The sequence below is a fragment of the Acidobacteriota bacterium genome (assembly GCA_039028635.1).
Classification (GTDB): Bacteria; Acidobacteriota; Thermoanaerobaculia; order Multivoradales; family JBCCEF01; genus JBCCEF01.
In genome coordinates, this window is sequence record JBCCHV010000035.1 from 22557 (window position 1) to 44745 (window position 22189).

At 65.7% G+C, this 22189-nt stretch carries 21 protein-coding genes; 6 read left to right on the forward strand and 15 right to left on the reverse strand.

Annotation, left to right across the window (positions count from 1 at the left end):
- Nucleotides 1-5: 5 nt before the first annotated feature.
- The 6 genes from AAF604_14920 to speB all read right to left on the reverse strand — a co-directional run bounded on the left by AAF604_14920 (nt 6) and on the right by speB (nt 5301).
- Complete coding sequence (locus AAF604_14920; GenBank protein ID MEM7050959.1) at nt 6-296, reverse strand: hypothetical protein; 291 nt, start codon at nt 294-296, stop codon at nt 6-8.
- Nucleotides 297-374: 78 nt separating this feature from the next.
- Nucleotides 375-659 carry a hypothetical protein gene (locus AAF604_14925; GenBank protein MEM7050960.1) on the reverse strand — a complete coding sequence of 95 codons (285 nt, stop codon included), beginning with the start codon at nt 657-659 and terminating at the stop codon, nt 375-377.
- Between the two features lie 400 nt (nt 660-1059).
- Complete coding sequence (locus tag AAF604_14930) at nt 1060-1347, reverse strand: hypothetical protein (protein ID MEM7050961.1); 288 nt, start codon at nt 1345-1347, stop codon at nt 1060-1062.
- A 131-nt stretch (nt 1348-1478) separates the two neighbouring features.
- A complete protein-coding gene (locus tag AAF604_14935; protein MEM7050962.1) occupies nt 1479-2168 on the reverse strand; it encodes a DUF599 domain-containing protein in 690 nt (229 codons plus the stop codon).
- A 25-nt stretch (nt 2169-2193) separates the two neighbouring features.
- The gene (locus AAF604_14940; protein ID MEM7050963.1) at nt 2194-4212 is read right to left on the reverse strand and encodes an endonuclease; all 2019 of its coding nucleotides are present in this window, start codon (nt 4210-4212) and stop codon (nt 2194-2196) included.
- 231 nt (nt 4213-4443) lie between these two features.
- The gene (gene speB / locus AAF604_14945; protein ID MEM7050964.1) at nt 4444-5301 is read right to left on the reverse strand and encodes an agmatinase; all 858 of its coding nucleotides are present in this window, start codon (nt 5299-5301) and stop codon (nt 4444-4446) included.
- A gap of 132 nt (nt 5302-5433) precedes the next feature.
- Here speB and AAF604_14950 point away from each other — a divergent pair, with 132 nt between their 5' ends.
- Nucleotides 5434-6501: a DUF6688 family protein gene (locus AAF604_14950; GenBank protein MEM7050965.1), complete on the forward strand. Its 1068-nt coding sequence runs from the start codon at nt 5434-5436 to the stop codon at nt 6499-6501.
- Nucleotides 6502-6519: 18 nt separating this feature from the next.
- Here the strand turns inward: AAF604_14950 and AAF604_14955 are convergent, their stop codons facing one another.
- Nucleotides 6520-6798 (reverse strand): hypothetical protein, encoded by a 279-nt coding sequence (locus AAF604_14955; GenBank protein MEM7050966.1) that lies wholly within the window; start codon nt 6796-6798, stop codon nt 6520-6522.
- Nucleotides 6799-6990: 192 nt separating this feature from the next.
- Between AAF604_14955 and AAF604_14960 the strand changes: the two genes are divergently transcribed.
- On the forward strand, nt 6991-7890 hold the full coding sequence (locus AAF604_14960; protein MEM7050967.1) for an ABC transporter substrate-binding protein: 900 nt from the start codon (nt 6991-6993) through the stop codon (nt 7888-7890).
- 34 nt (nt 7891-7924) lie between these two features.
- On the opposite strand, the gene AAF604_14965 is transcribed toward AAF604_14960, so the two are convergent.
- The 3 genes from AAF604_14965 to AAF604_14975 form a co-directional block, all read right to left on the reverse strand.
- Nucleotides 7925-9007: a DUF3667 domain-containing protein gene (locus AAF604_14965; GenBank protein ID MEM7050968.1), complete on the reverse strand. Its 1083-nt coding sequence runs from the start codon at nt 9005-9007 to the stop codon at nt 7925-7927.
- Nucleotides 9008-9133: 126 nt separating this feature from the next.
- The gene (locus tag AAF604_14970; GenBank protein ID MEM7050969.1) at nt 9134-9400 is read right to left on the reverse strand and encodes a hypothetical protein; all 267 of its coding nucleotides are present in this window, start codon (nt 9398-9400) and stop codon (nt 9134-9136) included.
- A gap of 117 nt (nt 9401-9517) precedes the next feature.
- A complete protein-coding gene (locus AAF604_14975; protein ID MEM7050970.1) occupies nt 9518-11149 on the reverse strand; it encodes a short-chain dehydrogenase in 1632 nt (543 codons plus the stop codon).
- A 235-nt stretch (nt 11150-11384) separates the two neighbouring features.
- Between AAF604_14975 and pckA the strand changes: the two genes are divergently transcribed.
- A complete protein-coding gene (gene pckA / locus AAF604_14980) occupies nt 11385-12986 on the forward strand; it encodes a phosphoenolpyruvate carboxykinase (ATP) (protein ID MEM7050971.1) in 1602 nt (533 codons plus the stop codon).
- Between the two features lie 191 nt (nt 12987-13177).
- On the opposite strand, the gene AAF604_14985 is transcribed toward pckA, so the two are convergent.
- Together AAF604_14985 and AAF604_14990 are read right to left on the reverse strand one after the other, a co-directional pair.
- Nucleotides 13178-13615, reverse strand: coding sequence for a hypothetical protein (locus AAF604_14985; protein ID MEM7050972.1), 438 nt, complete (start codon nt 13613-13615; stop codon nt 13178-13180).
- An 84-nt stretch (nt 13616-13699) separates the two neighbouring features.
- A complete protein-coding gene (locus tag AAF604_14990; protein MEM7050973.1) occupies nt 13700-14542 on the reverse strand; it encodes a hypothetical protein in 843 nt (280 codons plus the stop codon).
- A 173-nt stretch (nt 14543-14715) separates the two neighbouring features.
- On the opposite strand from AAF604_14990, the gene AAF604_14995 reads away from it, so the two are divergent.
- On the forward strand, nt 14716-15726 hold the full coding sequence (locus AAF604_14995) for an MBL fold metallo-hydrolase (protein ID MEM7050974.1): 1011 nt from the start codon (nt 14716-14718) through the stop codon (nt 15724-15726).
- A 27-nt stretch (nt 15727-15753) separates the two neighbouring features.
- On the opposite strand, the gene AAF604_15000 is transcribed toward AAF604_14995, so the two are convergent.
- A complete protein-coding gene (locus AAF604_15000; GenBank protein ID MEM7050975.1) occupies nt 15754-17190 on the reverse strand; it encodes a right-handed parallel beta-helix repeat-containing protein in 1437 nt (478 codons plus the stop codon).
- Between the two features lie 205 nt (nt 17191-17395).
- On the opposite strand from AAF604_15000, the gene AAF604_15005 reads away from it, so the two are divergent.
- Nucleotides 17396-18043: a hypothetical protein gene (locus tag AAF604_15005; GenBank protein MEM7050976.1), complete on the forward strand. Its 648-nt coding sequence runs from the start codon at nt 17396-17398 to the stop codon at nt 18041-18043.
- Nucleotides 18044-18045: 2 nt separating this feature from the next.
- Here the strand turns inward: AAF604_15005 and AAF604_15010 are convergent, their stop codons facing one another.
- Both AAF604_15010 and AAF604_15015 read right to left on the reverse strand, forming a co-directional pair.
- Entirely contained in the window at nt 18046-19998 is a 1953-nt protein-coding gene (locus AAF604_15010; GenBank protein ID MEM7050977.1) for a hypothetical protein, read from the reverse strand.
- 76 nt (nt 19999-20074) lie between these two features.
- Entirely contained in the window at nt 20075-20854 is a 780-nt protein-coding gene (locus AAF604_15015) for a dienelactone hydrolase family protein (GenBank protein ID MEM7050978.1), read from the reverse strand.
- 124 nt (nt 20855-20978) lie between these two features.
- Between AAF604_15015 and AAF604_15020 the strand changes: the two genes are divergently transcribed.
- Entirely contained in the window at nt 20979-22169 is a 1191-nt protein-coding gene (locus AAF604_15020) for a cation:proton antiporter (GenBank protein MEM7050979.1), read from the forward strand.
- Nucleotides 22170-22189: the final 20 nt, after the last annotated feature.

Consider the following 22189-nt stretch of genomic DNA (forward strand, 5'->3'; position numbering starts at 1 on the left):
CGTGACTACTCTTCCGGAGCGTCGTCGGGACGGGGACCGGCGCAGGCCCAGAAATCGCCACTGCCGATTTTCTTCGGGACGATACAGCAGTTGAAGCCGGTGCGAACCGCCGGTCCGGTGGTGAGGTCGTACCACTCGGCGCAGATGGTGCCCTGGGGGCACTCGTCGGTTCCGGTGGCGCGCCACTCGCCCTGTCTCGGCTTGACGTCGGCCTTGGGGGCGGCGGCGAGGGAGAAGGCGAGCACGGCGGTGACGATGAGGGTGAGAAACGAGAGGTAAAGGCGTCGAGCGATCATGGGGCTCCTCCTGGAGTAGTGTGGCGCTGGGGCGCTCGCTGGTAGTGAGTTCTCGGGAGCTGCACGAGGTTTCGCGGATCAGTCGATGTCGTCGTCACGGACGGTCGAGCAAGCCCAGAAGTCGCCGCTGCCCAGCTTCTTCGGGGCGATACAGCAGTTGAGGCCGGTGCGGATGGTGTTGCCGCGGTCGTAGGCGAACCACTCGGCACAGATGGTGCCTTGGGGGCACTCGTCGGTTCCGGTGGCGCGCCACTCGCCCTGTCTCGGCTTGACGTCGGCCTTGGGGGCGGCGGTGAGGGAGAAGGCGAGTAGGGCGGTGACGATCAGGGTGGTGAAGGAGAAGGTCAGGCGTCGAGAGGTCATGGGGTAGCTCCTTGGGGGCGGTCCGCTCTTCGCGGTGGCGATTTCTCGATCTCCGGCGTCGGCTGTGACGCCGAGAAGAAGACCGGGCTCGACATCTCGAGCTCGAAGAACGGTCTTCGATAAATAGGTACGTTTCGAAGGGCCGGAAGATCTGCGCCCTTCTGCGGTTCGCCACCGAGGCCGAGAGAGCTACTAGCAGGCTGCTGAAAAAGTCCGCTTCGCGGATTTTCCAGCGCTGCTAGCTATTTGTTCCGAGAGGGGCTACGCGCCCCTGACTGCGCGTCCCGCTCCGGCCCAAGAAGCGCGGTTCTTGGGCCTCCTCTCCCGTCGCGGCGGCAGAGCCGCCGCCGAGCCCTCCCGGGCTCGGTCGCAGGTTGCCGATGAGTTTTTCAGCAACCTGCTAGCCCCCTTGCGGATCGCGGAAGCTCGAGCAGGCGCCGAAGCGAGTGCTGCCGACCAACTCCGCTTCGAGGCAGCAATTGAGGTCGGTCTTGAAGGCTTTGCCTCCCTGTTGTAGCTCCCAAACGACACAGATCTGGCCTTCCGGGCACTCATCCGTGCCGGTGGCGATCCACTGCCCCGACTTGATCGGCGGACCGTTCCGTTCTGCGGCCAGGGCCGAGGAAGCGAGGATCGCGAGAGCGCTGGCGATGAGGATGATTCCGAGGCGGCGGATCGTTTGCTTCATGGTGTTCTCCTGGTGGGTGGTTGCGAGAGGGCTGACGATCAGCGAGGGGCCGTGGTCCTCGGCTCTCGGTGCTACCGAAAGGTACCGGCAATCGTTGAAAAGGTTTATCGGCAGCTTGCCGAAAAGGTACTTCAGCTTCGTCGCAACAGGTGACGGAAATCCTGAAAGCCGACGAATCGAATCGCCGAAGCGAGAGTCAGGAGGACGAAGAGTCGGCTGTCGAAGAGCCAGGCGAAGAGGGGAAAGGCGGAGTAGAAGGTTCGGACGCCGAGGGTGTGGCGATTGGAGGCGCGGTTGATCAGCGCCGAAAAGTAGTCGACTGCCGACACCCCTTCTTGTTCTTCGATCAGCTCGGGATCGGCGCCGATCACGAGGTTGAAGTGGCCGAGGTGGCGCAGCGATCCCATCACGTAGCCGAAAGCGACGGCGAACACCACGATCAGCAAGAAGAGCTTCGGCTCCAGGCCGACCAGTTGCAGGCCCCAGTCGGTGGGGCTTGCTGTGCTGGTGGCGGGCGGCTTGGCGACCTGCACCAGGACGTTGGCGGTCAGCCCCATCAGGATCAGGGCGGAGGACGCCAGGAGGGAATTGACCATCGCCAGGTTGCGCGTCTGCTGGGCCGCCACCAACAGGTCTCGATTCTCCACCAGGCCGGCGATCCAGGAGCGCCGAAAGAGGTCGAAGCGACGGCGGGCGGCGCGGTTGGGGAAGCGCCGGACGAGGGAGGGGTAGAGGCCGTGGTAGAGCGGGAAAGCGAGGGCGAAGAGGATCCCTCCGACGAGATCGAGAGGATGCGACAGCAGGGCTTCCCAGGAGCTCACGGAGGGACCCTAGCAGAAGGGCCTTCTACTGCAGACCCATTTCCAGGGCAGCGCGAGAGGCCAGCTCCGGGAAGTCGATGAAGGGATTGCGGTTGCCCTGCGCCTTCTCGATCTCGGCATTGCGGTGCAGCTCCCACTCGGACGGTGGCGAGGCCTGGTGCCAGGCCTGCAGTACGGCGAGACGCTCGACGGGCATCTCGTCCCGGTGGTCGGCGACCTCTCCGGGGTAGCGCAGCAAGAAGTAGAAGGTCGCCCGGGCCGCGGCGCCGTGGCCGTGGAGTGGCTCGAAGCGGCCGTCCTCGGCGCGACCGCAGTCGTCGCGAACGGCCTCTCGAGCGAAGCGGTCGAAGGCGTGATTGCTGCGAAAGCTGTTGCACCGCGACTCGCAGGTGAAGAGGTGATGGAGGTCGATCTTGGGGGTCTTCTGACGGTTGAACCAGGACTGCGGGACGACGTGCTCGCAGTTGTAGGGCAAGGAGTTTTCGAGCCGGCGCAGGAAGTCCTCGTCGATCTCCGTCGATTCCAGCATGCCGCGTTCGAGGATGCGGGCCTCGCGCTGGCGTTCGATGGCGATTTCCTGGCGAATCAGGGTCTCGGCGTCGAAGGGCAGGTTGGAGTAGATGCCCTGTAGCTGGCGCGAGCCGGCGGCGCGGCGATCGATCCAAGGATAGAGATGGTCGTAGCGCGCCACGCGATAGCTGGAGACCGGCCGATGGGTGCTCTCGACGAGGCTCGAGAGGGTGGAGAAGAGGGCGGCGCCTTGGAGATCCTGGAGGTTGTCCGGATAGTAGGCTTGGCGCGCTTCGGCATCGCGGTCGGCGTTGTAGTACTCGCGGCGGTCGGCGTCGTCGAGCTGGTCGAGGGCGCCGCTCAGCAGGGGGTCGTCCTCTTCGGCCGCGGGGGAGTCCGAATCCCCGCCGAGCGGATCCCCGGACCCAGCGCCGTCGATGTTGGGAAGCTCGACGCTGACGCGCAGCGGGATCACCCAGGTGGCGACTCCGTCGGCGACCACCGGATCGGCCTCGGCCGAGGTGGTGGTCGCAGCCGGGGTGGATGCTCCGGCGGTCGCTGATGCGACCACCGAGGAGCCAGCGCTCGCCGGCGTCGTGGGGCCACCGTTGGCCAGCAGGCTGGCGATCAGGTCGCGATCGACGGTGCTCTCCTGGGAGATCATCTCGCGCAGGCGGTCGACGATTCGGCTGATCCGCACACCCTCGTTCAAGGAGCCGACGGCGGCGTGATGCAAAGCCACCAAGTCCCAACGGTTGTTGAACACCGAAGAACCGGACGAGCCGCCCTGGGTGTCGGCCCGGTAGTGGACGAAGTCATCGAAGACGTCGACCAAGGTGTTGTCGTGGACGACGACCTTCTGAGGATCGCCGCCGGGATGCTGGATGATGTTGAGCCGCTCACCGACGAGGGCCTTGCCGGAAGGTGCGATCAGGCGGTGGAAACCGCGGTTTGCAACCGCCTGGCCGGCGTCGTTGACGGCCTCGACGGCAATGGCCGAGAAATCCAGCGCGACATCCGTGAGGAAGAGCCGGAAGGGCTCCAGGCGGAAGCGTTGCACCGGCCCGGTGCCGCCCGCTTCGCGGTTGAAGAAGTCGAACTCGAAGGTGGCGTCGGCGGCCTCGACAGCGCTGGCGAGGACGTGATTGTTGGTCATCATCACCTGCGGGCTGACCATGAAGCCGGTGCCGAGCCGAGTTCCCCCGGGAACCGGTAGGAGGATTCTGCCGACCGCCTTCGAGGCGCGATCACCACGCGCCAGGAAGGTGACGTCGAGGAGGTCGTTCTGATCGATGATCTGCTCGAATACCCGCTGGCCGACGGCCTGCGGGTCCTGTTCGATCTGAGTGCTTTCCCGCCACAGGCCGAGGCTGCGGGCGCGCTGCTGCAACCTCTGGGAATCGTCGAGCTCTTGCCAGTCGTAGCTCGTGCCCTGGCGGATCGACTCGATCTGCTGTTCTTTGCGCTGGCGCACTTCGCGGCGCCGGTCGAGGCGTTTCTGCAACGCCTCGATGGTCTTCTGGGGTGCGTTCATGTCGCTCTCCTTCGGCGCTCGGTCTTTCCGACCGAGCCGGTTCTCGGTTCGAGGTGGAGCTTCGCTGGAACCTGTGGAGCAGGGAAGGGAGCGACTCAAGGGTCGCGATAAGAAACTCTTAAGTCCTTATTTTAAAGCGCTTTGAGGTGTCGCGCAAATCCTTCGCCGGGAGTAACGAAGGGGCCTTCTGGGACGCCCATAGGAGGTTGATGTGCCGCTCGGAGCGAGCCTTCAGAGCATCCGGCCGAGGACTTCCTTGAGGCACTTGGCGGCCACCATGGCGGTCATGTCGAGGGGATCGCGGTGCGGATTGAGCTCGACGATGTCGGCGCCGACCAGGTTGCCGCCAAGGTTCTGCAGGATGGTGAGCACCTGGCGGCTCGACAGTCCTCCCGGCTCGTGGTGCGACACCCCGGGCGCGTAGGCCGGGTCGAGGACATCGAGGTCGAGGCTCAAGTAGACGTCGCCGCTGACCTCCGGAAGGCGATCGCAGGTCCACTCCTTGGCCGGCAAGATCTCCACCCCGAAGCGCTCCGCCTGGCGGCGCTGCGGTTCGTTGAGGGTGCGGATGCCGATCTGGATCAGCCGCTGCGCCAGGCCCGCCTCGAGAATCCGGGCGAAGGGGCAGGCGTGGGACAGGCGATTGCCGTCGAGCTCGTCGTAGAGGTCGGGATGGGCGTCGAGGTGGACGATCGTCAGGTCGCGGTGGCGCGGCCCGAGGGCGCGCAGGATCGGAAAGGTCACCGAGTGGTCGCCACCCAGAGCGACGAACCGCAAGCCTCGATCGAGCAGGCTGGCGATGCCCTGCTCGATCGCCTGGTCGGCGCCGTCCTCGTCGAGCTCGAGGTCGCCGATGTGTCCCCAGGCCTCCGACGTGCCGAGATCGGTTCCCTCCTCGGTGGTCAGGTTCGACGACCCGGCATGGAGTACCCGACGGAGGCTCGCCGGCCCGGCGGCCGGCCCGCGCAGAAAGGACGAGTTGCCGTCGAACGGTAGGCCGACCACGGCGATGCCGCCGTCAGGAAGCTCGGCAGGGTGTCGGATCGGTACCGCTTCGGGGCCCTCGTCGGCCAGGTCTCGATTCGTCATGCTCTGAATCGTACTGCGGCAGCGCCTCGGCAGCGCCACATTTCGCCACCGGCGGCTCGGGCGGCGCGGCTAAGCTTCGCCGCCATGGACTCCAGCCATGACGAGACCCGGAGATGGCTTTTCCCAGGTGGGATGGCGCAGCGGCTGCGCTTTCTGCTGGCGACGGTAGTGGTTCCTGCGCTTTCTTTTTGGCTGGCCTGGGCTGGGGTGACCCTGCCGGAATGGCAAAGCGGTGAGCTCAAAGCCTGGGCCGGGATTCTGATCGGTCCACCGGGGGCAACCTACTTCTCGCCTTTCGCCGGGTTGGTGGCGATCACCTGCTTGGCGATCGTGCTGCGGCCGCGGGACTGGGTGCACCGATCGGTGGTGCGCTGGATCTTGATGCTGGGGTTGGTGCTGTCGCTGCACTACGGTTTCTTGGTGCTGCTGTTCATCACCGAGTCTTGGTGGAAGAGCGCAGTCTTCCTGCTGGGCCTGTGGTTGCTGGGGCGGGCCTTGATCTGGCTCGGGCGGTGGATCCGAGATCGCTCGAGCCGGCGCTTGCGCTGGTGGCTGTCCGGCGGCCTCGTGATCTTGGCGTGGCTGGGAGGCACGATCTTCCAATGGATCGAGCGGTCGCATCCGCCGGCTCCAGGAGAGGCTCTGACAACCGGGGCGCTGGTGGTCTTGTGGTCCGCGCTGATGCTCTGCCTCCTGTGTGGTCCAGTCTGGAGCTTGCAAGCGCTGCTCGGCTTGCACCGGCGGCTGGGCAAGCTGGACGGTTTCCGGTGGTGGGGATTGGGACTGCTGGCGCCGCTGTATTTGGTGAGCTGGCGGCTGGCGGCCCTCGAGGCGATGCGCTTCTACCAGTCCTTGCCGGACAGTCCGCCGGACTGTTTTCTCGCCACCGCCGCCGGGCGTGGCCCCGGCTGGCTGGTGGGAGGCCGGGAGGTGCGCTGCGCCGGCGGTGGCAGCTTTCGAGTGACGCCGCAGCTGGCGCGCTTCAAGGCGGCCGAGCTGCTGTTGCGCCGCGCCTTGCCGCGTGGGCACCAGCGTCTGCGCGCGCTCTACGATCGTTGCGGCCCGCGATGGGCCAAGCGGGTCTCGACACCACCGCGGGCGGCCCTGGTCTGGCTGCTGCTGAAGCCGGCCGAGTGGGCCGTCGCCGCGGTGTTGATCACTTTGACCGGCTGGGATCACCGCGGTGCCAAGGGGCGTTGACCGAGACGCCTCCGTTTACTAACTGGCGTCGTCCTGGCGGTCGAATGAGCAGGCGTTGAAGTCGTTGCTTCCGACGAGCTTGTCGGGCAGGCAGCAGAGGACTCCGGTGGGAAGGTCCCGTTTGCCCTGCCGTAAGCTCCATTCGACACAGGTTTCACCCGCATCGCAGGAATCCGAACCGGTGGCTAGCCACTGTCCCGGTCCGGCTGGCGGCGGGGGTTCCGTGGCGAGGGCGAAGCCACCGAGGGCAAGGCCCGTGAAAGCCAGGATGGAGAGGATTTTTGGTGAGATCTTCATGGTGTTCTCCTTGAAGTGATTGCCGGAAGTCTCACCAGGGGTACGGCGCTCGAGTCCGTTCCCGTTCAATGCTCGGCAGGGTCCCTTCCCGGGGATTGAATTCGACGTCTTCCAAAGAGCGACAATCGAGGACAGCGGCGGTATTCTTCTCGCGCAACGAAAGCCGATTCGCCGAGGGCGAAGGAGAAAGCGATGGAAAAGCTGCGCTTGGGGCTCGAGTGGTTTCTCAATCCCGATCATCTGCCGCTGCTGGTGGCGGAGGCGAAGCACTGGTTTCGGGACGCCGGGATCGAGCTCGATCTGGTCGAGCCGGAACAGCACTTCGATGCCATGGACGAGATCGAAGCCGGACGCATGGAGGTGGCGATCACGGAGCCCATCCACCTGGTGCAGGACCGCGCCAAGGGCGAGAAGGTGGTCGGCTTTGCGCGTTTCCTGCACACCAACGGTGGCGTCATGTACCTCCGTGGCTCGGGCATCGAGCGACCGCGCGACATGGCGGGCAAGCGCATCCAGTATCCGGGCGCTCCGGGGGCGGGCGGTCCCGCCATCATCGGCACGATGATCGCGGCCGATGGTGGCGAGTACGATCCGGCCGCCTTCACCCTGGTCAACAACGGCTTTCAGCACACCGACGCGCTGCTCGAAGACAAGGCCGATGTCGCGACCTTGATCTTCTACAACTTCGAGGTCATCGAAGCCCGCGGTCGCGGTGCCGATCCTGGTTTCTTCGCTCTCAAGGATTGGGGGGTGCCGGATTTCTGCCAGCTCATCTTGATCACCAGCGAAGAGGTCTTGGCGCAGCGTCGCGGGCTGCTCGACAAGGTGGTGCGGATTCTGCGTCGTGGCATCGACTTCGTGCACCAGCATCCGGCCGAGGCTCTCGCCATCTACGATCGGCGAACCACCGGTGCCTACTCGAAGGACGAGCTGGGAGCGGCGATCTTCGATGCCACCGTTCCCTGTTTCACCCACGATCTGTCAATGAGCCACGACTACTACCGTCGCCTCGGTGACTGGCTGCAGTCCACCGGCCAGTGTGGCGAGCCACCGGACCGCTTCGCCTACTGGACCAACGATCTGGTGCTGTAGCGGGCTGCTGAAAAGCCGCGTGGCGACCAGGAGCTCAGATCAGCGCCAGGGTCAGCGCTAAGGTGGCGAGCAGGCCGATAACGAAGAGCAGGGTGTAGCCGATGGAGACCATCAGGGCTTTGAGAAGGGTCATCACCCAGCCCTGTCCGTAGACTCGTCGCAGGGCCAGGAGAAAGTAGACCGGCACCACCAGCACCGTCAGGGCGGCGAAGATCTCGCGTTCACCGATCAAAGGCCAGAGGGCCAGGTCGCAGCTTCGGAAGACGAAGATGGCGAGGAAGGTGAAGCTGTGGATGTGGACCGCGAACACCAGGTGCTCGACGAAGTACATGCGGTGTCGAAAGTAGAAGATCTTCAGCAGCAGGCCGAGCAGCGGCACCAGGAAGAACATGGTTTGGGGAATGCGGCGGCTGACCAGTCGATTGAGCTCTGCCTCGGGCTCCGTGTAGCGCTCTACGACGCCCTGCATGCGGTGCTCGAAGAAGGAGAAGAAAGCGTTCTCCTCTTCGTCGGCGTCGACGGCGCTGGCGGCTTCTGCATCGACTCCGGGTTCACCGGCCGAGGGAGGACTGGCCTCGCCTGGGGGAGGATCGGTCGTCCCTGGCTGGGGCCGACTCGGGTTCGAGGTAGCCATCGGGCCGTCGTCGGTCGGGGAGCTTTGCTCGGCTAGGGAAGGGGACTCCCCTTGCAGGTTCGGCGCTGGGGTCGGGGCGAGCTCGCCCTCGGCGGAGGCGAGCTCCCGATTCGCCTCGCCAGTCTCCGCCGGCGCTGAGGATGCGGCTCCCGGGGTCTCCGTGAAGGTCACGATCTGCTGCTTCGTGAGTCCCATCTGGAGAAAGAAGAAAAAGCTGATCAGCAAGTACAGCCGCACCGGTGGCAGATAGCGCAGTCGCCGGCCAGCGTTGTACTCGCGGGTGAGAAAGCCTGGCCGCCGCACCAGCAGCTTCAGCGAGGTCCAGGTGCGCGAGTCGAAGGCGAAGACCTGATTCTGAAGGTCGCCGAGGAGGGCCCCGAGGGGCCGTCGATGGTCGACCGCCCGCTGGCCGCAGCGGCCGCAGAAGGCGTCCGGGACGTCGTGGCCGCAGTTTGGGCAGGTGGCGGTGGAGGCTTCGTTCATGGCAGCGAGGGCTCTGAGTATCTACTCTCGGCACCCGCAGCTTATTTCATCGCTGTCAGGAGACTGCCCCTCGCGGCCGGCCTCATCCCCGAATGCGGGTTGCCCTTGGGCTCCGGAGGGGAGCTCTCAGCGGCGCAGTCGGCGGCTGCTGCAGGCGGTGCGATCGGTGCTGTAGACCAGCTCCTGAGGCAGGCAGCAGGAAATGCCGCTGGGCACTTCGCGGCCAGCGATCAGGCGACACCATTGGACACAGACCTCACCAGCCCGGCAGTCGCTGCTGCCGGTCGGTACCCACTGGCCCGGTGGGTCCTTGGTCAAGGCGGCGGGTGAGAGGGCATAGGCAAAGAGCGGCAGAGAGAGGAGGGTGAGGATGATCAGGGCGTTACGCTTCATGTCGACTTCTCCGGCTCAGCGGGCAGTTCGAAAGTTTAAATATCTTTCTCTGCAGTCTTTAGCGATAAATGTAATCTCCTTCGGTCATCGGGTCGTTTTTTTCTGTCGAGAGGGGGTCTAGCGCTTGATACGCGCCCCTTCTTCTTCCACCGACAGCACCCAGCCGACCACCTTGCCAGGCTGGATCTGTCGCCCCTCGTGCCAGAAGCGGCTGGTGCGCAGGTGGCGACTCGAAGAGTCCGCCGGCGGGATCGCTTCGACCTCGTCGTGGATCGCCTGGAAGCGGTCGATCCAGCGCTGACAGTTGCCTTGGCGAAGGTCGACCCAGCCGTCGTGCACCCAGGCCTCCAGGCGCTCCGGCGTGATCGGCTCTTCTTCGGCGTTGCTCGGCACGATCACCTCGGGCCCGCGGATCAACTCGCCGGAGTCGAGCAGGATGGGGATGCCGACGGCGACCACCCGGTTGGCGACTTCCGGCTGCTCGCGGACCAGGGCGTCGAGGCGATCGCGCAGGGCCTCGGCGGACGAGCTGCGGACATCGTTCATGTTGCCAAAGGCTTCGCGCAGCAGGTGGGCCTCGAAGAGCAGCTTCGAGACCCGCGGCGGACCGAGCATCTCGAAGGCCACCGAACGTGTGCCGTGCTCGCTCTCGAGCTCGTTCATGCGCTCGAGCGCCCAGTGACGCAGCAGGCCGGCTCGATAGGTCGGGCCGAGCACCGCGTTGTCGAGGGCATTGATGATGTCGTGGCCGGTATTGCCGCCCTCGAGCTCGAAGATCAGGTACTGGGCGATCTCCTCCGGGGTCACGAACTCCATCTGCTCGGCGGTGGTGAGGGCGGAGAACTCTTCGAGGCTGAAGATGCCGTTTTCGCCGGTGTCGATGAAGGCGCATTCGAGGGCTTCGTCGCGCGTCGTCGCGGCGTCCGGCTGGAAGCTCGAGAAACTCGCGCCCAGGCCCTGGGGCCGGGCATCGACCAGCTGGATGGCCCGCCCTCGGCGGTGGATGGGGCCGTGACCGATGCGCTTCCAGGCGATTGCCGCGGCCGGCTTGATCTCCTTGGTCATGGGAGCGCCGGGAGTGCGGGCCATCAGGAAGAGGAGCATCGAATGGGCGCCGGCGATGGCGCTTTTGGAGAGCAACACCCGGCTCGGCTTCTCCTCCGAGTGGGTGTAGGGGATGTTGAGGCCCATGCCGCCGGTTCCGCTGGTTCCGACCTTCATGTAAGCGCGCGTCTGGGCGTCGATCATGCCGCGATACAGCACCTGGATATGGCGGATCAGCCGAGGCGTGTAGAGGGCGCTGAGCAAACCTTCGACGGACTCTTCCGTCAAAGCCCCCGTGGTGAGCTCTTCGTCGGCCTTCTCGGCGGCGGTGAAGATGTCGCGATAGGCGATGCCGGTGGCCGTGTTGACGCAGTCGATGACGATTTCCGGTCGGGCCTCGACCAGTAGCTGGTAGAGCCGAAAACCGCTCAGCATCTCGTCCGTGAGCTGATGCACCTGGGCGCGAATGCGCTCGCTGCTCGACAGGTTGTCCTCGGCGAGACCGAAGATGTCGCCGCCGGAAACCGTCAGCTCGACGTTTCCGGACTCGGAGCGGAGCTCTTCACGGGCGACTTCGGACTCTTCCAGGCGCAGGCTGTGAAGCTGAATCTCGCGCGGGCTGCGGCTTAACAGCTCGCGGCAGACGGCCATGCCGACCAGCCCAGGCCCACCCAGCACCAGCACTTTGCTTCCTTCGATATTCACCGGCGACCTCCTCGAAGCTCCTCAGGGGAGCCGATTGCATACCGGCCCGGCGGGACGGGCGCGGGGGAATGGGTGGGAAAGCGGCCCGAGAGTGGGCTCGGCGCGATTGTAACCGACGAAATCGTTCCCCGCGCCGTTTCCTGGCTCCTTATCGAACGACCGTGCGTTATGATCGCCTTTTCGGGCAAGCTGTTCCCAAAATTCTCCAGAAACATCCCCCTCGGTGAGGTGATTCATGCGCCATGAAGGGCCCGTTGTCGGTAAGGTCGGACTCGAACGCTACGGCATCGCGAACGCAGGAACGGTCTACTGGAACCTGCCGCCGGCTCGCCTCATCGAGGAGGCCCTGAAGCGGAACGAGGCGGTGCTGGCCTCGGAAGGTCCACTGGTCGCCGAGACCGGATCTCACACCGGCCGGTCGCCCAATGACAAGTTCACCGTCCGCGAGCCTTCGACTGCCGACGACGTCTGGTGGGGGACGGTGAATCGCGAGATCTCCCAGGCATCTTTCGATCGTCTGTATGCCAAGGTGAGAGCGCACTACGAGGGCCAGGATCTGTTCGTGTTCGATGGCTGGGCCGGGGCCGATTCGCGATATCGCCTGCCGGTGCGGGTGGTGACCGAGCGCGCCTGGCACAACCTGTTCGCCCGCAACATGTTCATCGACGAGCACGACCCCGCGGTGCTGGAGAGCTTCGAGCCCGGATTCACGGTGCTCAATGCCGGTACTTCGATGGCCTCGCCGGAGGAAGACGGCACCAACAGCTCGACCTTCATCGTCGTCAACCTGGCGGAGCGCGTGGTGCTGATCGGTGGCACTTCTTACGCCGGTGAGATCAAAAAGAGCATCTTCTCGGTGATGAACTACCTGTTGCCCAAGCAGGGTGTGTTGTCGATGCACTGCAGCGCCAACTACGGTGCCGATCGCGACGATGTCGCCCTTTTCTTCGGCCTCTCGGGCACCGGCAAGACGACCCTCTCGGCGGATCCCGGCCGACCCTTGATCGGGGACGATGAGCACGGTTGGAGCGATGACGGCGTGTTCAACGTCGAGGGCGGCTGCTATGCCAAGGTGATTCGCCTCGATCCCGAAGGCGAGCCCGACATCTATCGCACCACTCGCACCTTCGGCACGATCCTCGAGAATGTGGTGTTCGATGGCGAGAGCCGGAAGCTGGACCTCGACGACGATTCGAAAACCGAGAACACCCGCTCGAGCTACCCGATCTCCCAGATTCCCAACGCCGACCTCGGTGGCCAGGGCGGCCATCCCAAGCACGTCGTCTTCCTGACCGCCGATGCCTTCGGCGTGTTGCCGCCGATCAGCCGGCTGGACGAGAACCAGGCCATGTACCACTTCCTGAGTGGTTACACCGCCAAGGTCGCCGGCACCGAGCGCGGGGTCACCGAGCCCAAGGCGACCTTCAGCGCCTGCTTCGGATCACCCTTTCTTCCCCTGCATCCCGGCGTCTATGCCAAGCTCCTGGGCGAGAAGATCGCCCGTCACGGCGCCAAGGTGTGGTTGATCAACACCGGCTGGACCGGCGGTCCCCACGGCGAGGGCAACCGCATGAAGCTGTCCCATACTCGCCGCATGGTGCACGCTGCCCTCGGCGGTGAGCTCGATCAGGTGGCAACGGTGGCCGACCCGGTTTTCGGTGTGCGTGTTCCGGTGAGCATCGCCGGAGTTCCGGACGAGGTGCTGCAGCCGCGCGGCACCTGGTCCGACCCGCAGGCCTACGACGCCAAGGCCGCCGAGCTGGCGGCCATGTTCCGGAAGAACTTCGAGCAGTTCGCCGACGGCGTCAGTGCGGCGGTGCGGGAAGCCGGGCCGTAGTTCTGAGGGGGTTGTTCCAACCCCCCTCAGGCGCACGCACATGTCGTGCGCCTTTCACCCCCGAGACGAAGCTTCGCTTCGCATGGCCTCCGTTCGGAGGCCATGGGTCGCTTCGTGACCGTGTTCGCTCCGGGGACCTTCTTGACTCCGTGGCCTAAGGCGGCCGAGGGACTCCGGCGCACTTGCTGGGATCAGTTGTTGCCCGGGAGCTCCGGGGAGGGGCCGCCTCCACCCGAGGTGCGGACGCAGGAGCCGCTACAGGAGCCACCCTTGGGGTCGTTGGACTGGCACTGGAACCAACTGCAGCCGTCGCTGCCGCTGCAGCCGGCCATCACACAGCTCGAGCCGTTGCAGGTGAGCTTGCACGACACATCACCGAAGAAGGACTCGCCGTCGGGCGTGGTGACCTTGACCTTCACGGACGAGATCTTGGTGTTGGCGTTCGGACGTTGGACGATCTCCGGCGAGATGACCTCGACCTTGGAGGCGGCGTAGAGGGCGCTGGTCTCCGGCGTGGCATCGATCAGGGGTCCGCAGTTGCCGCCTTCCTTCGGGCGTTCGGCGAGGGTCGTACCGGCGACGACAAACAGCACAATACAGAGGGCGGCGATGGGCAGGCTTTTCTTCATCACGGTCTCTCCCGGGTTTTTGGGCTCCCACCATGGGAGCTCACAGACTTCTGAGCGAGACGCGGCGAAGGCCGGTCTATCGGATCACTGGCGCGGACCGTTCCTGGATTCGCTAGGAGCCGACAGTCGAAAGGGGTGTTCGCTGCCCCGGTAGGGGCGGATGTCGCGCAGGGTCGCAACGGTCTTGTGAGCTTCCCAAGGCGCGAGGTCGCTCCAGCGCGGGATGCCGCCCTGCAAGCCGAGCACCAAACCGTTGGGATCGCCGTAGGCCCGGAAGCGGTCGCCGCCGGCGTAGTAAAGGTCGAGGCCGGTGGCCTCTTGCACCGCCTTGCCGAGGGCCGGCACGTCGTCGGCCACCAGGCCGATCTCGCTGATGTAGAGCAGACTCTTACCGGAGAAGGGCTTCTGGCTGGCGTTGTCGAGGTCGTGACGGGCGATGTGCTCCAGCAGGTTGCCGGCCGGATCCTCGAAGAACACCGAGTGGGCGTTCCAGTGCCAAAAATCGGTGACGTCGACGTAGTCGGCGTGGCTGTAGGCGTCGGCGGGCCGCTCGAGCAGCGGGGTTCTCTCGAGCTGCCAGCGGCGGGCCTCGAAGATCTGGTTCTCTGGAATGTTGAAGGCGAAATGGTAGGTCGGCTCGCCTCCGCTTCCGCCCTTCGTCGGGGCGCGAAAGGTGAGGGTGCTGCGGCCCGCCTGGAGGGTGAGGGCGGCAGCGCTCTCGGAGACCACGGCCAGCTCCAGGGTGTCGACGTAAAACCGCTTCAGGCCCTCGAGGGCGGCGGCGGTCTCGAGCTCGAGGTGCAGAATGCGGGGATCTTCCGGGCCGCGGTAGGTCGGGGCGCGCCGACCTTGGCCGAGGGCCGAGTGGCCGGCCAGGAAGAGGGCCGTCGTGCTCGCCGTCGCGGCGAGAAAACGCCGCCGGTTCATTAGAGAAGCTTCCCGTCTCACCATTTTCAATGCTCTCCGAGTGCAGAGCTCTGCCCCTCTGGTACGGGTTCGAAGGGCTCGAGTTCTGCGGCCGCCGAGGAACGGCTCTGTGGCCCGACGGCGACGCCGGGTGCAGCAGGCTCGCCGTGAGAGGATCTCCTCAGGAGGATTTCATGCGCACGATGAGCTTGCTCAGGCCCTGTCTGGTCGTTCTTTTCCTTGTCGCCGGGCTGCTGCCCCTGGCCGCCTCGCCGCCGAGCCTGATGATCGAGGAGGTGACGGTGGGAGTCTACGCCTTCCGTCCCACGGAAGACGCCTTCCGCACCTGGCGGGCGGCGAGCAACTCCGCCGCCGTGGTGCTCGAGGACGGCGTCTTGATCTACGACTCCCACTGGACTCCGGACCATGTCGCCGAGGCCACCGCCTTGCTGCGCAAGCACACCGACAAACCGATCCGTTACGTCGTCCAGAGCCACTACCATGGCGACCATACCGGCGGTGCCTGGGCCTACGGCCCGGAAGTCGAGATCATCAGCCATCACGCCACCCGAGAACGCCTCGAGGCCTACTTCGCCGAGCTGCCGGAGACGCTGCCGACCCAGATCGAGGGATTGGAGAAAGCGACCGAAGGGATGCCCGCCGGGGATCGCCGCTCGCGCTTCGAGAACATGCTGCGCTACGACCGGGCGCTACAGGCGCGAATCGAGGCCGGGGGCGAGCCACCGCTGCCGTCCCTGACCTTCGAATCCAAGATCGTCCTGCATCGCGGTCTGCGGGTCGAGGTCTACTTCTTCGGTCGCGGTCACACCGATGGCGACGCGGTGGTCTTCTTGCCCGAGAAGGGCATTGCGCTGGTCGGCGACCTGGTCTTCAACGGCATGATTCCCAATCTCGCCGACGGCCACTCGGAAGAGTGGATCGCGACCTTGCGCCAGATCGCTGCTCTGGGGCCGAAGCAGGTCGTGCCGGGCCATGGAGCCCTGGCGACCGGCGCCGTTGTCGAGCGCCAGATCGCCTACCTCGAGTGGCTGCGATCGGCCGTGGGCGAACAGGTCCGGGGCGGGAAGACCCTCGAAGAGGCGCAAGCGGCCGTCGAGCTACCGGCAGCCTACGAAGACTTCGGCATGCGTCAGTTCTTTGGCGGCAATGTCGCCAAGGTTTACCAAGAGCTGGCGTCCCCTTGACCCTTCGTCGTCAGCCGACCGTCCGCCTCAGGGGAAGGTGAGGGTCCAGGCGTTGGCGTCGCCGCTCTCGAAACCGTCCCGGAACAAGAGGGTGACCTCGAAGGCCCCGAGGTCCGGCGGCGAGGCGCGCAGGATGCCGCGATAGTCGGTCGGGACGGCGACGAGACCAACGCCGGCATCGAGACCGGCCGAGCCGGGCCGCAGCCGGTAGGCGAGGGCGTCGGTACCTCCCGGAGCGACGAAGTCGGCCGCCGTCAGCAGGTCCGTTGGGCCGGTCACGGCGGGCAAAACGAAGCCCCCGAACCACAGGTTGTGGTCGAAGGTCAGGCCGGTGATCGGCTGATCGATCCAGGTCACCGCCTGGCCGGCGGTCTGCACGAAGACGTTGTTGCGGATCTGGGAGTTGCTATGGCCGGCATCGAGATCGATCTCGACCAGACCGCCGGTGGCGCCGTAGGCGGTGTTGTGGGCGATCAAGGTATTCACCAGGCCGCCGCCCTCCTGGTACGAGCCGTAGCGGATGGCTCGGTTGTTACCGACCAGAACGTTGTTGATCACCGTGTTGTCGCGCGACGGGTTGGAGAAGGGATAGGTCTCGTTGGCGATCATGATGCCGGTCGCCGGTTGATCGAAGCGGAAGAAGTCGGGATTGCCGGTGCTGTAGGCGAAGTTGTCTGCCAACAGGCAGTGGCTGGCGTTGTCGAGGTAGAGCTGGACGCTGAAGTTGTCGTGGAGGGTGTTGCCGCGGGCTTCGCATTCCTCGGTCAGAAAGAATGTCAGGCCCTCTCCCCAGTTGTCATAGATCGTGTTGTTCAGGTAGCGCACCCGCCGGGCCGGCCCGGAGCCGGAGGCGATCGGCCAGCTGGTGTGGGGTTTCGTTCGGTTGATTTGCGCGTTGCGGTAGATGAGGTTGCCGGCTACCAGCACGTCGTGAGGGCGATTGATGATGTCCTGCCAGCCGACGTAGATGCCGCCCATCCAACTGTCGTGGACCACGTTGTCGCGGATCTCCACGTGGTGAACCCGACTGCTCGAGCCGAAGACTGAAATCCCCTGGGACTTGGCGTTGCGGACCTCGAATCCGCGGACCACGACGTAGCTGGTATTGATGTAGAGGCCGGGAGTGCCGTCCGGCATATGGGTGCCGTCGATGATCGGTCGTTCGCCGGGAAAGGCGGACAGCGTGATGGGCGCTTCGGCGGTTCCCGCAAAGATCATCGTCTGGCCGGTCGTCGGGAGGTAGAGGCCGCCCCGCACCCAGACCGTGTCGCCGGGTTGGGTCGCCGCCGCGAGGCCGTGGGCGATGGTGCCGAAGGGGGCTTCCAGAGTGCCGGCGGCCGCGTCGCTGCCGTCGGTCGCGACGTAGTAGTCGGTGGCGCCGACCAGTGACGCCCCGGTCAGTACGAAGAGCAGAATCGTGAGGCGGGCGGCTCGCAAGATCCGCTCGGTGAGTGGGTTCGGCACGCCGCCATTTTACGTTCTGTCGATGATTTCGGCTCTCGGAGGTCACGAGGTGCGAGTCGGATCGAGCCCGTCAAAGACCGTGGCAGTTTCCGTCCTTTCAGAGTAGACGGTGGAACATCGGCGGTTTTGGCAGATGAGGGCCGATCGGATTTTCGCTAAGGTGGGCTCGAAAATTCGTAAGGTCGAGCATCGAGAAGGGGGGATTATGTCTTTCACCGTGGTTTGGCTGGTGGCAGTTCTCGGGTTGGTTCTGCTGACCGCCTGGGCGGGTCGGCTGGTTCGCTTCGAAGACAGCCCGAAGAGCTTCTTCGGGGCGCTGCTGGACGCCCGTCAACGATTCAGTCTCAACCGGCTCCAGATCTTGATGTGGACCATCTTGGTGCTGTCCACGATGCTGGCGATCCTGGTGACCAACTTCGAAACCGCCCCCGGGAGCTCTCTGGCGATTCCTCAGCAGCTCCTGGCCCTGATGGGCATCAGTGCCGGCTCGGCCACTCTGGCCGGCGCGGTCAAAGATGGCAAGAACGCCACTCGGCCGCAGAAGATCGTCGGAGGCGAGGCTTTTCGGGCGCGAATCGCGGCGAACCTGGGCAAGCCGGTCGAAGACATGATGAGCCCTCAAACGCCCAGCTTTTCGCAGGTTTTGCTCGAGGAAGAAGGGGCCGACGGCAACGAGCGAGTGATCAGCGTCACCAAGTTCCAGAACCTGATCATCAGCGCCGTGGTCGCTTTGATCTACATCGTCCTGACCCTCGAGGCCAAGGGCTATCCGACGCTCGACAACAACTTCCTCTGGTTGGTGGGCATCAGCCACGCCGGCTACATCGGTGGCAAGCTTCCGAACAAGGAGTAGCGCTACCGGCGCTCTCCATCGGTTGGCTGACGGCTGAGCTGCCGGAGATAGAACCCGTTGCGCCCCGCCGCGGGGCAGGTCTCGATGGTGAGCAGGTGAGGACCTGGAGCGGGCTCCAGGCGGACCCTGAGGCCCTCGCCGAGGACGGCGCGCAGCGAGCCGTGGGTCTCGACGATCTTGCTGCCGTCGAGCCACAGGGCGGCGGGACCGTAGGGGGCGAGCTCGTACTCGGACACGGTCGCGTCGTCGACCTGCAGCGTGCGCTCGAAGCGCAGGCAAGCGTCTGCAGCGCCGACTCGGGCGGCGTCGACGAAGCCCTCGAAGGCGGCGGCACGGGTAGCGGTGGCGAGCGGGTAGGGCGTCGTCGAGCCGTCCCGCAGGCGGACCTGCCAGTCGCGCACGAAGGAGCGATTGCGGTTCTTCACCAGGCGATAGATGCCGGTGAAGTGGCGATGCAGCGGCTCGAGCCGCGGGTCCGCAGCGATCCGGCGGTTGAGCTCGCGCCGGTCCTCTTCGATCACCGAATAGACCAGGAAGTCGCTGTCGAGGGCGGTAGCGGTCATCAGCGGCACATCGGGCTCGGAGCCCGCGAAGATGTCGCGGTAGACCCGGTAAATGGCGGGGTCGTGCTGGTAGATCGGCACCGGGTCGAGGGCGTTGATGAAACGGGCGGTGGGGGCCCACAGCATGTAGAGGCCGGTCTGGGGATGGGGGGCCAGGACCCGAGCCGCCGGCGGCAGGAGACGGCTCAAGGCGTCGCGGTCCTGCAGTCGCGCCTGATCCGGTCCGGTGGCGGTTCGCCCCTGGAAGCGGTGCAGCTCGCGGGCCGCCCCCGGCAAGGCGATGACGGCGATCAGCGCCAGGGCCAGCGCCAGCGGCAACCGCCCGCGGCCGGGAAGGGCGACCCAGCCGCCGACCTCCCGGCGGCGACGCTGGAGCTCGAACAGCAGCCAGAGGGCGGCGAAGACGAAGAAATAGGTCGAGAACCGCGACATCAGCAAATAGAGGCCGCCGAAGGCGGCGGTGGCGATGGCGAAACCGTCCGCCAGTCGAATCGTCTCGTCGCTCACCGCACGCTGATGGCGCCGGCTGGCGAGGAGCAAGGCGCCGAGGGCGAGAAACCAGGCGAGGTTTGCGAACAGGACGGTCTCGGTGCTGTTGGGGCGCAGCTCGCTGCCGACCTCGACGACCTTCATGGCGCCGAAATAGGTGACGTTCTGCTGCACCCAGATCTCGAGCTGGTGGGGGAACTGGGGGTGGACCACCAGGCCGAAGACGACGCCGGCGGCGGTGAAGACCGGCAGGCGCCAGCGCCAGTCGCGGCGCACCCAACCGCTCCACAGGAAGATCAACCCAAAGAGGCCGAGGAAGGCCTGAAACGCCGTATAGCTGAGGGTGTAGACGAAGGCCAGCACGCCCACCAGACGATCGCGGCGCTGGCCGGCGGCCGCCAGGGCGAGGAGCAGGAGGGCGAGGGAGAGCTGCTCCGGACGCAGCCGAACCAGCCGCCAGGTGAGCTCGAGGGAGCCGAGGATCAGGCCCGCCGGCAGCAGCAGACCCCAGCGACCGAGGGCGCGGTGGCCGAAGGCGGCGAGAATGGCGACCAGCAGGGCGTTGAAGAAGGCCAAGGCCCAGCCGCCGCCGGCCATCGCCCGTTCGGCACTGGCATCGGCATCGCCGACGAAGGGCACCAGCAGGCCGTGGAACAGCGCCTCTTTGTCTCCGAAGCCGTCCCGGAAGGCGCTGAAGCGGAGCTGCGGCAGCTCCTCGACAAAGGGACCCTGCTCACCGTAGAGGCGGGCGATGGCCAGGTGGTAGTAGGCATCGGCGTCGTAGAGCACCGGGTTGGCGCCGTAGAACAGGCCGAGGCCCAGCCAGGCGAGCACGAAGACCGCCGCCACCACCGGCCAGCGCGGCCAGCCGGGGGTGACGCCGCGAGCGTCTCGAGTTGCCAAGAACGAAGGTCTCGTCAAGGCGGCGCCAGGGGCGAGCCGACCAAGGTCGGCCCGCGGTTCTGGACGCCGGCGAAGATCAGGGGGCCGCGAAGAGCTCGTCGAGGAAGCTCAGCATCATCTGCCAGGAACGCTGGTCGGCCTTACGGTCGTACTTTAGGCCCGGGATGCCGCGCTGGTCGGCGTCAGGATTGGTGAAGCTGTGCTGGGCGCCGCCGAAGTAGGCCGATTGCCAGTCGGCGTTGACCGCAGTGAGGGCCTTCTCGTACTTCAAGAGGTCGCCGCGGGTGGCCATCGGGTCGTCGGAGCCGTGCAGGATCAGCACCTTGGTGCTGAAGGTCTTCTGGGGCGGATAGGCCGGTGGACCGCCGTGGAAGCTGACCACGCCGTCGAGGTCGATCCCGCTCTGGGCGAGGGTGAGGATGGTGGTGCCGCCGAAGCAGTAGCCGACGGCCGCCATCTGGCGCGGCGCCGTCAGGCGGTGGTTGCTGAGCAGCTCGTAGGCGGCCTCGAAGCGACCACGGCCGATGTTTGGGCTCTGGGCGATCATCTGCGACCACTCGCCGGCGGTGCCCGGATGATCCGTGTTCTTGCCTTCGCCGTACATGTCGACGGCCAGGGCGATGTAGCCATCGCGGGCGAGGTCGCGAGCCTTGCGGCGGGCGTGCTCGTTGTGGCCCCACCATTCGTGGACCACCAGGATTCCCGGTCGCAGATCCTTGCTGGCGTCGTCGTAGGCCAGGAATCCGCGCAGCACGACCTCGCCGTGCTTGTATTCGACTTCTTCGCCGCGCACGGCCGCGAAGGCGGTGAGCGGGGTGAGCAAGGACAGGGCTACAATCGACAACAGCTTCTTCATCTCGAGGGTCTCCTGAGGCCGAACGGCAAGAGTCTGACGGCCGAAGGTTAACAGGCGTTGGCGCAGGTCGGGTGGCATCGGTTGAGGAGCTGTCACCGGTTCTGCCCGCTGTCTTGGAGGGTCCATGCTGAGTCTCACTTTTCTCGTCATCGCCGCGGGCATCCTGGGTTTCGGCTTGATCTCGCGGCGCCTCGAGGGGACTCCGATCACTCCCCCGATGGTGTTCGTGGCCTTCGGCTACCTGATCAGCCGGGAAGGTCTCGGCTTCGTGACCTTTCCCCATGAAGAAAGCCTGATCCACACCCTCGCTGAAGTCACTCTGGTGATGGTGCTGTTCACCGATGCCTCGCGCATCGACCTCAATCGCCTGCTGCACGAGAAGTCGCTGCCGACGCGCTTGCTGCTGGTCGGCATGCCGCTGACCATCCTGGCAGGCACCTTGGTGGCCTGGCAGCTCTTCGGCATGAGCATCTGGGAGGGGGCGCTGCTGGCGACGGTATTGGCGCCCACCGATGCCGCCCTCGGTCAGGCGGTGGTGTCGAGCAAGAAGGTGCCCGAACGGCTGCGCCAGACCCTCAATGTCGAGAGTGGCCTCAACGACGGCATCGCACTGCCGGTGGTGCTGATCTTTCTCTCCATCGCCTGCGCCACCGCCGAGGTCCGCACCGTCGAATACTGGGTGCGCTTCGCCGCTCTGCAGGTCACCCTGGGGCCGGCCGTCGGCATCGCCGTCGGCTGGCTCGGAGGCAAGCTGATCGATCGGGCGGCCGGCAGCGGTTGGATGAGCCCGAGCTTTCATCGCCTGTCCGGGCTCGGCATCGCCCTGCTGGCCTTCGCCGGTGCCGAGCTGGTCCACGGCAACGGCTTCATCGCCGCCTTCTGTGCCGGCGCCACCTTGGGCAACAGCGCCCGTTCGATCGCCAAGATCGAGGAGTTCGCGGAGACCGAGTCGGAGCTCTTGACGCTGCTGGTCTTCTTGGTCTTCGGCGGCGCCATGCTGCCGGCGGCGCTGCATCACGTCAACGGTCTCACCGTCCTCTATGCCGTGCTCAGCCTGACGGTGATTCGCATGCTGCCGGTGGCCCTGTCGCTCCTCGGCAGCGGTCTCGAGCGCTGGAAGGTGCTCTTCCTCGGTTGGTTCGGGCCGCGCGGCATCGCCTCCATCTTGTTCGCTCTGCTGGTGATCGAAGGCGTCGGCGCCGGCGAGCACGATGGCCTGCTGCCGATCATCTCGATCACGGTGCTGTTGAGCGTCATCGCCCACGGCCTGACGGCGGGGCCCTGGGCGTCCTGGATCGGTCGCTCAGCAGACTGAGCTAGAAATTGTCGAGTTCA

What these genes read in the sequence shown, in the direction of transcription:
- AAF604_14920 (MEM7050959.1), bottom strand. Translation starts at nt 296, where the DNA reads ATGATCGCTCGACGCCTTTACCTCTCGTTTCTCACCCTCATCGTCACC.
- AAF604_14925 (MEM7050960.1), bottom strand. Translation starts at nt 659, where the DNA reads ATGACCTCTCGACGCCTGACCTTCTCCTTCACCACCCTGATCGTCACC.
- AAF604_14930 (MEM7050961.1), bottom strand. Translation starts at nt 1,347, where the DNA reads ATGAAGCAAACGATCCGCCGCCTCGGAATCATCCTCATCGCCAGCGCT.
- AAF604_14940 (MEM7050963.1), bottom strand. Translation starts at nt 4,212, where the DNA reads ATGAACGCACCCCAGAAGACCATCGAGGCGTTGCAGAAACGCCTCGAC.
- speB (MEM7050964.1), bottom strand. Translation starts at nt 5,301, where the DNA reads ATGACGAATCGAGACCTGGCCGACGAGGGCCCCGAAGCGGTACCGATC.
- AAF604_14950 (MEM7050965.1), top strand. Translation starts at nt 5,434, where the DNA reads ATGGCGCAGCGGCTGCGCTTTCTGCTGGCGACGGTAGTGGTTCCTGCG.
- AAF604_14955 (MEM7050966.1), bottom strand. Translation starts at nt 6,798, where the DNA reads ATGAAGATCTCACCAAAAATCCTCTCCATCCTGGCTTTCACGGGCCTT.
- AAF604_14960 (MEM7050967.1), top strand. Translation starts at nt 6,991, where the DNA reads ATGGAAAAGCTGCGCTTGGGGCTCGAGTGGTTTCTCAATCCCGATCAT.
- AAF604_14965 (MEM7050968.1), bottom strand. Translation starts at nt 9,007, where the DNA reads ATGAACGAAGCCTCCACCGCCACCTGCCCAAACTGCGGCCACGACGTC.
- AAF604_14970 (MEM7050969.1), bottom strand. Translation starts at nt 9,400, where the DNA reads ATGAAGCGTAACGCCCTGATCATCCTCACCCTCCTCTCTCTGCCGCTC.
- pckA (MEM7050971.1), top strand. Translation starts at nt 11,385, where the DNA reads ATGCGCCATGAAGGGCCCGTTGTCGGTAAGGTCGGACTCGAACGCTAC.
- AAF604_14985 (MEM7050972.1), bottom strand. Translation starts at nt 13,615, where the DNA reads ATGAAGAAAAGCCTGCCCATCGCCGCCCTCTGTATTGTGCTGTTTGTC.
- AAF604_14990 (MEM7050973.1), bottom strand. Translation starts at nt 14,542, where the DNA reads ATGAACCGGCGGCGTTTTCTCGCCGCGACGGCGAGCACGACGGCCCTC.
- AAF604_14995 (MEM7050974.1), top strand. Translation starts at nt 14,716, where the DNA reads ATGCGCACGATGAGCTTGCTCAGGCCCTGTCTGGTCGTTCTTTTCCTT.
- AAF604_15005 (MEM7050976.1), top strand. Translation starts at nt 17,396, where the DNA reads ATGTCTTTCACCGTGGTTTGGCTGGTGGCAGTTCTCGGGTTGGTTCTG.
- AAF604_15015 (MEM7050978.1), bottom strand. Translation starts at nt 20,854, where the DNA reads ATGAAGAAGCTGTTGTCGATTGTAGCCCTGTCCTTGCTCACCCCGCTC.
- AAF604_15020 (MEM7050979.1), top strand. Translation starts at nt 20,979, where the DNA reads ATGCTGAGTCTCACTTTTCTCGTCATCGCCGCGGGCATCCTGGGTTTC.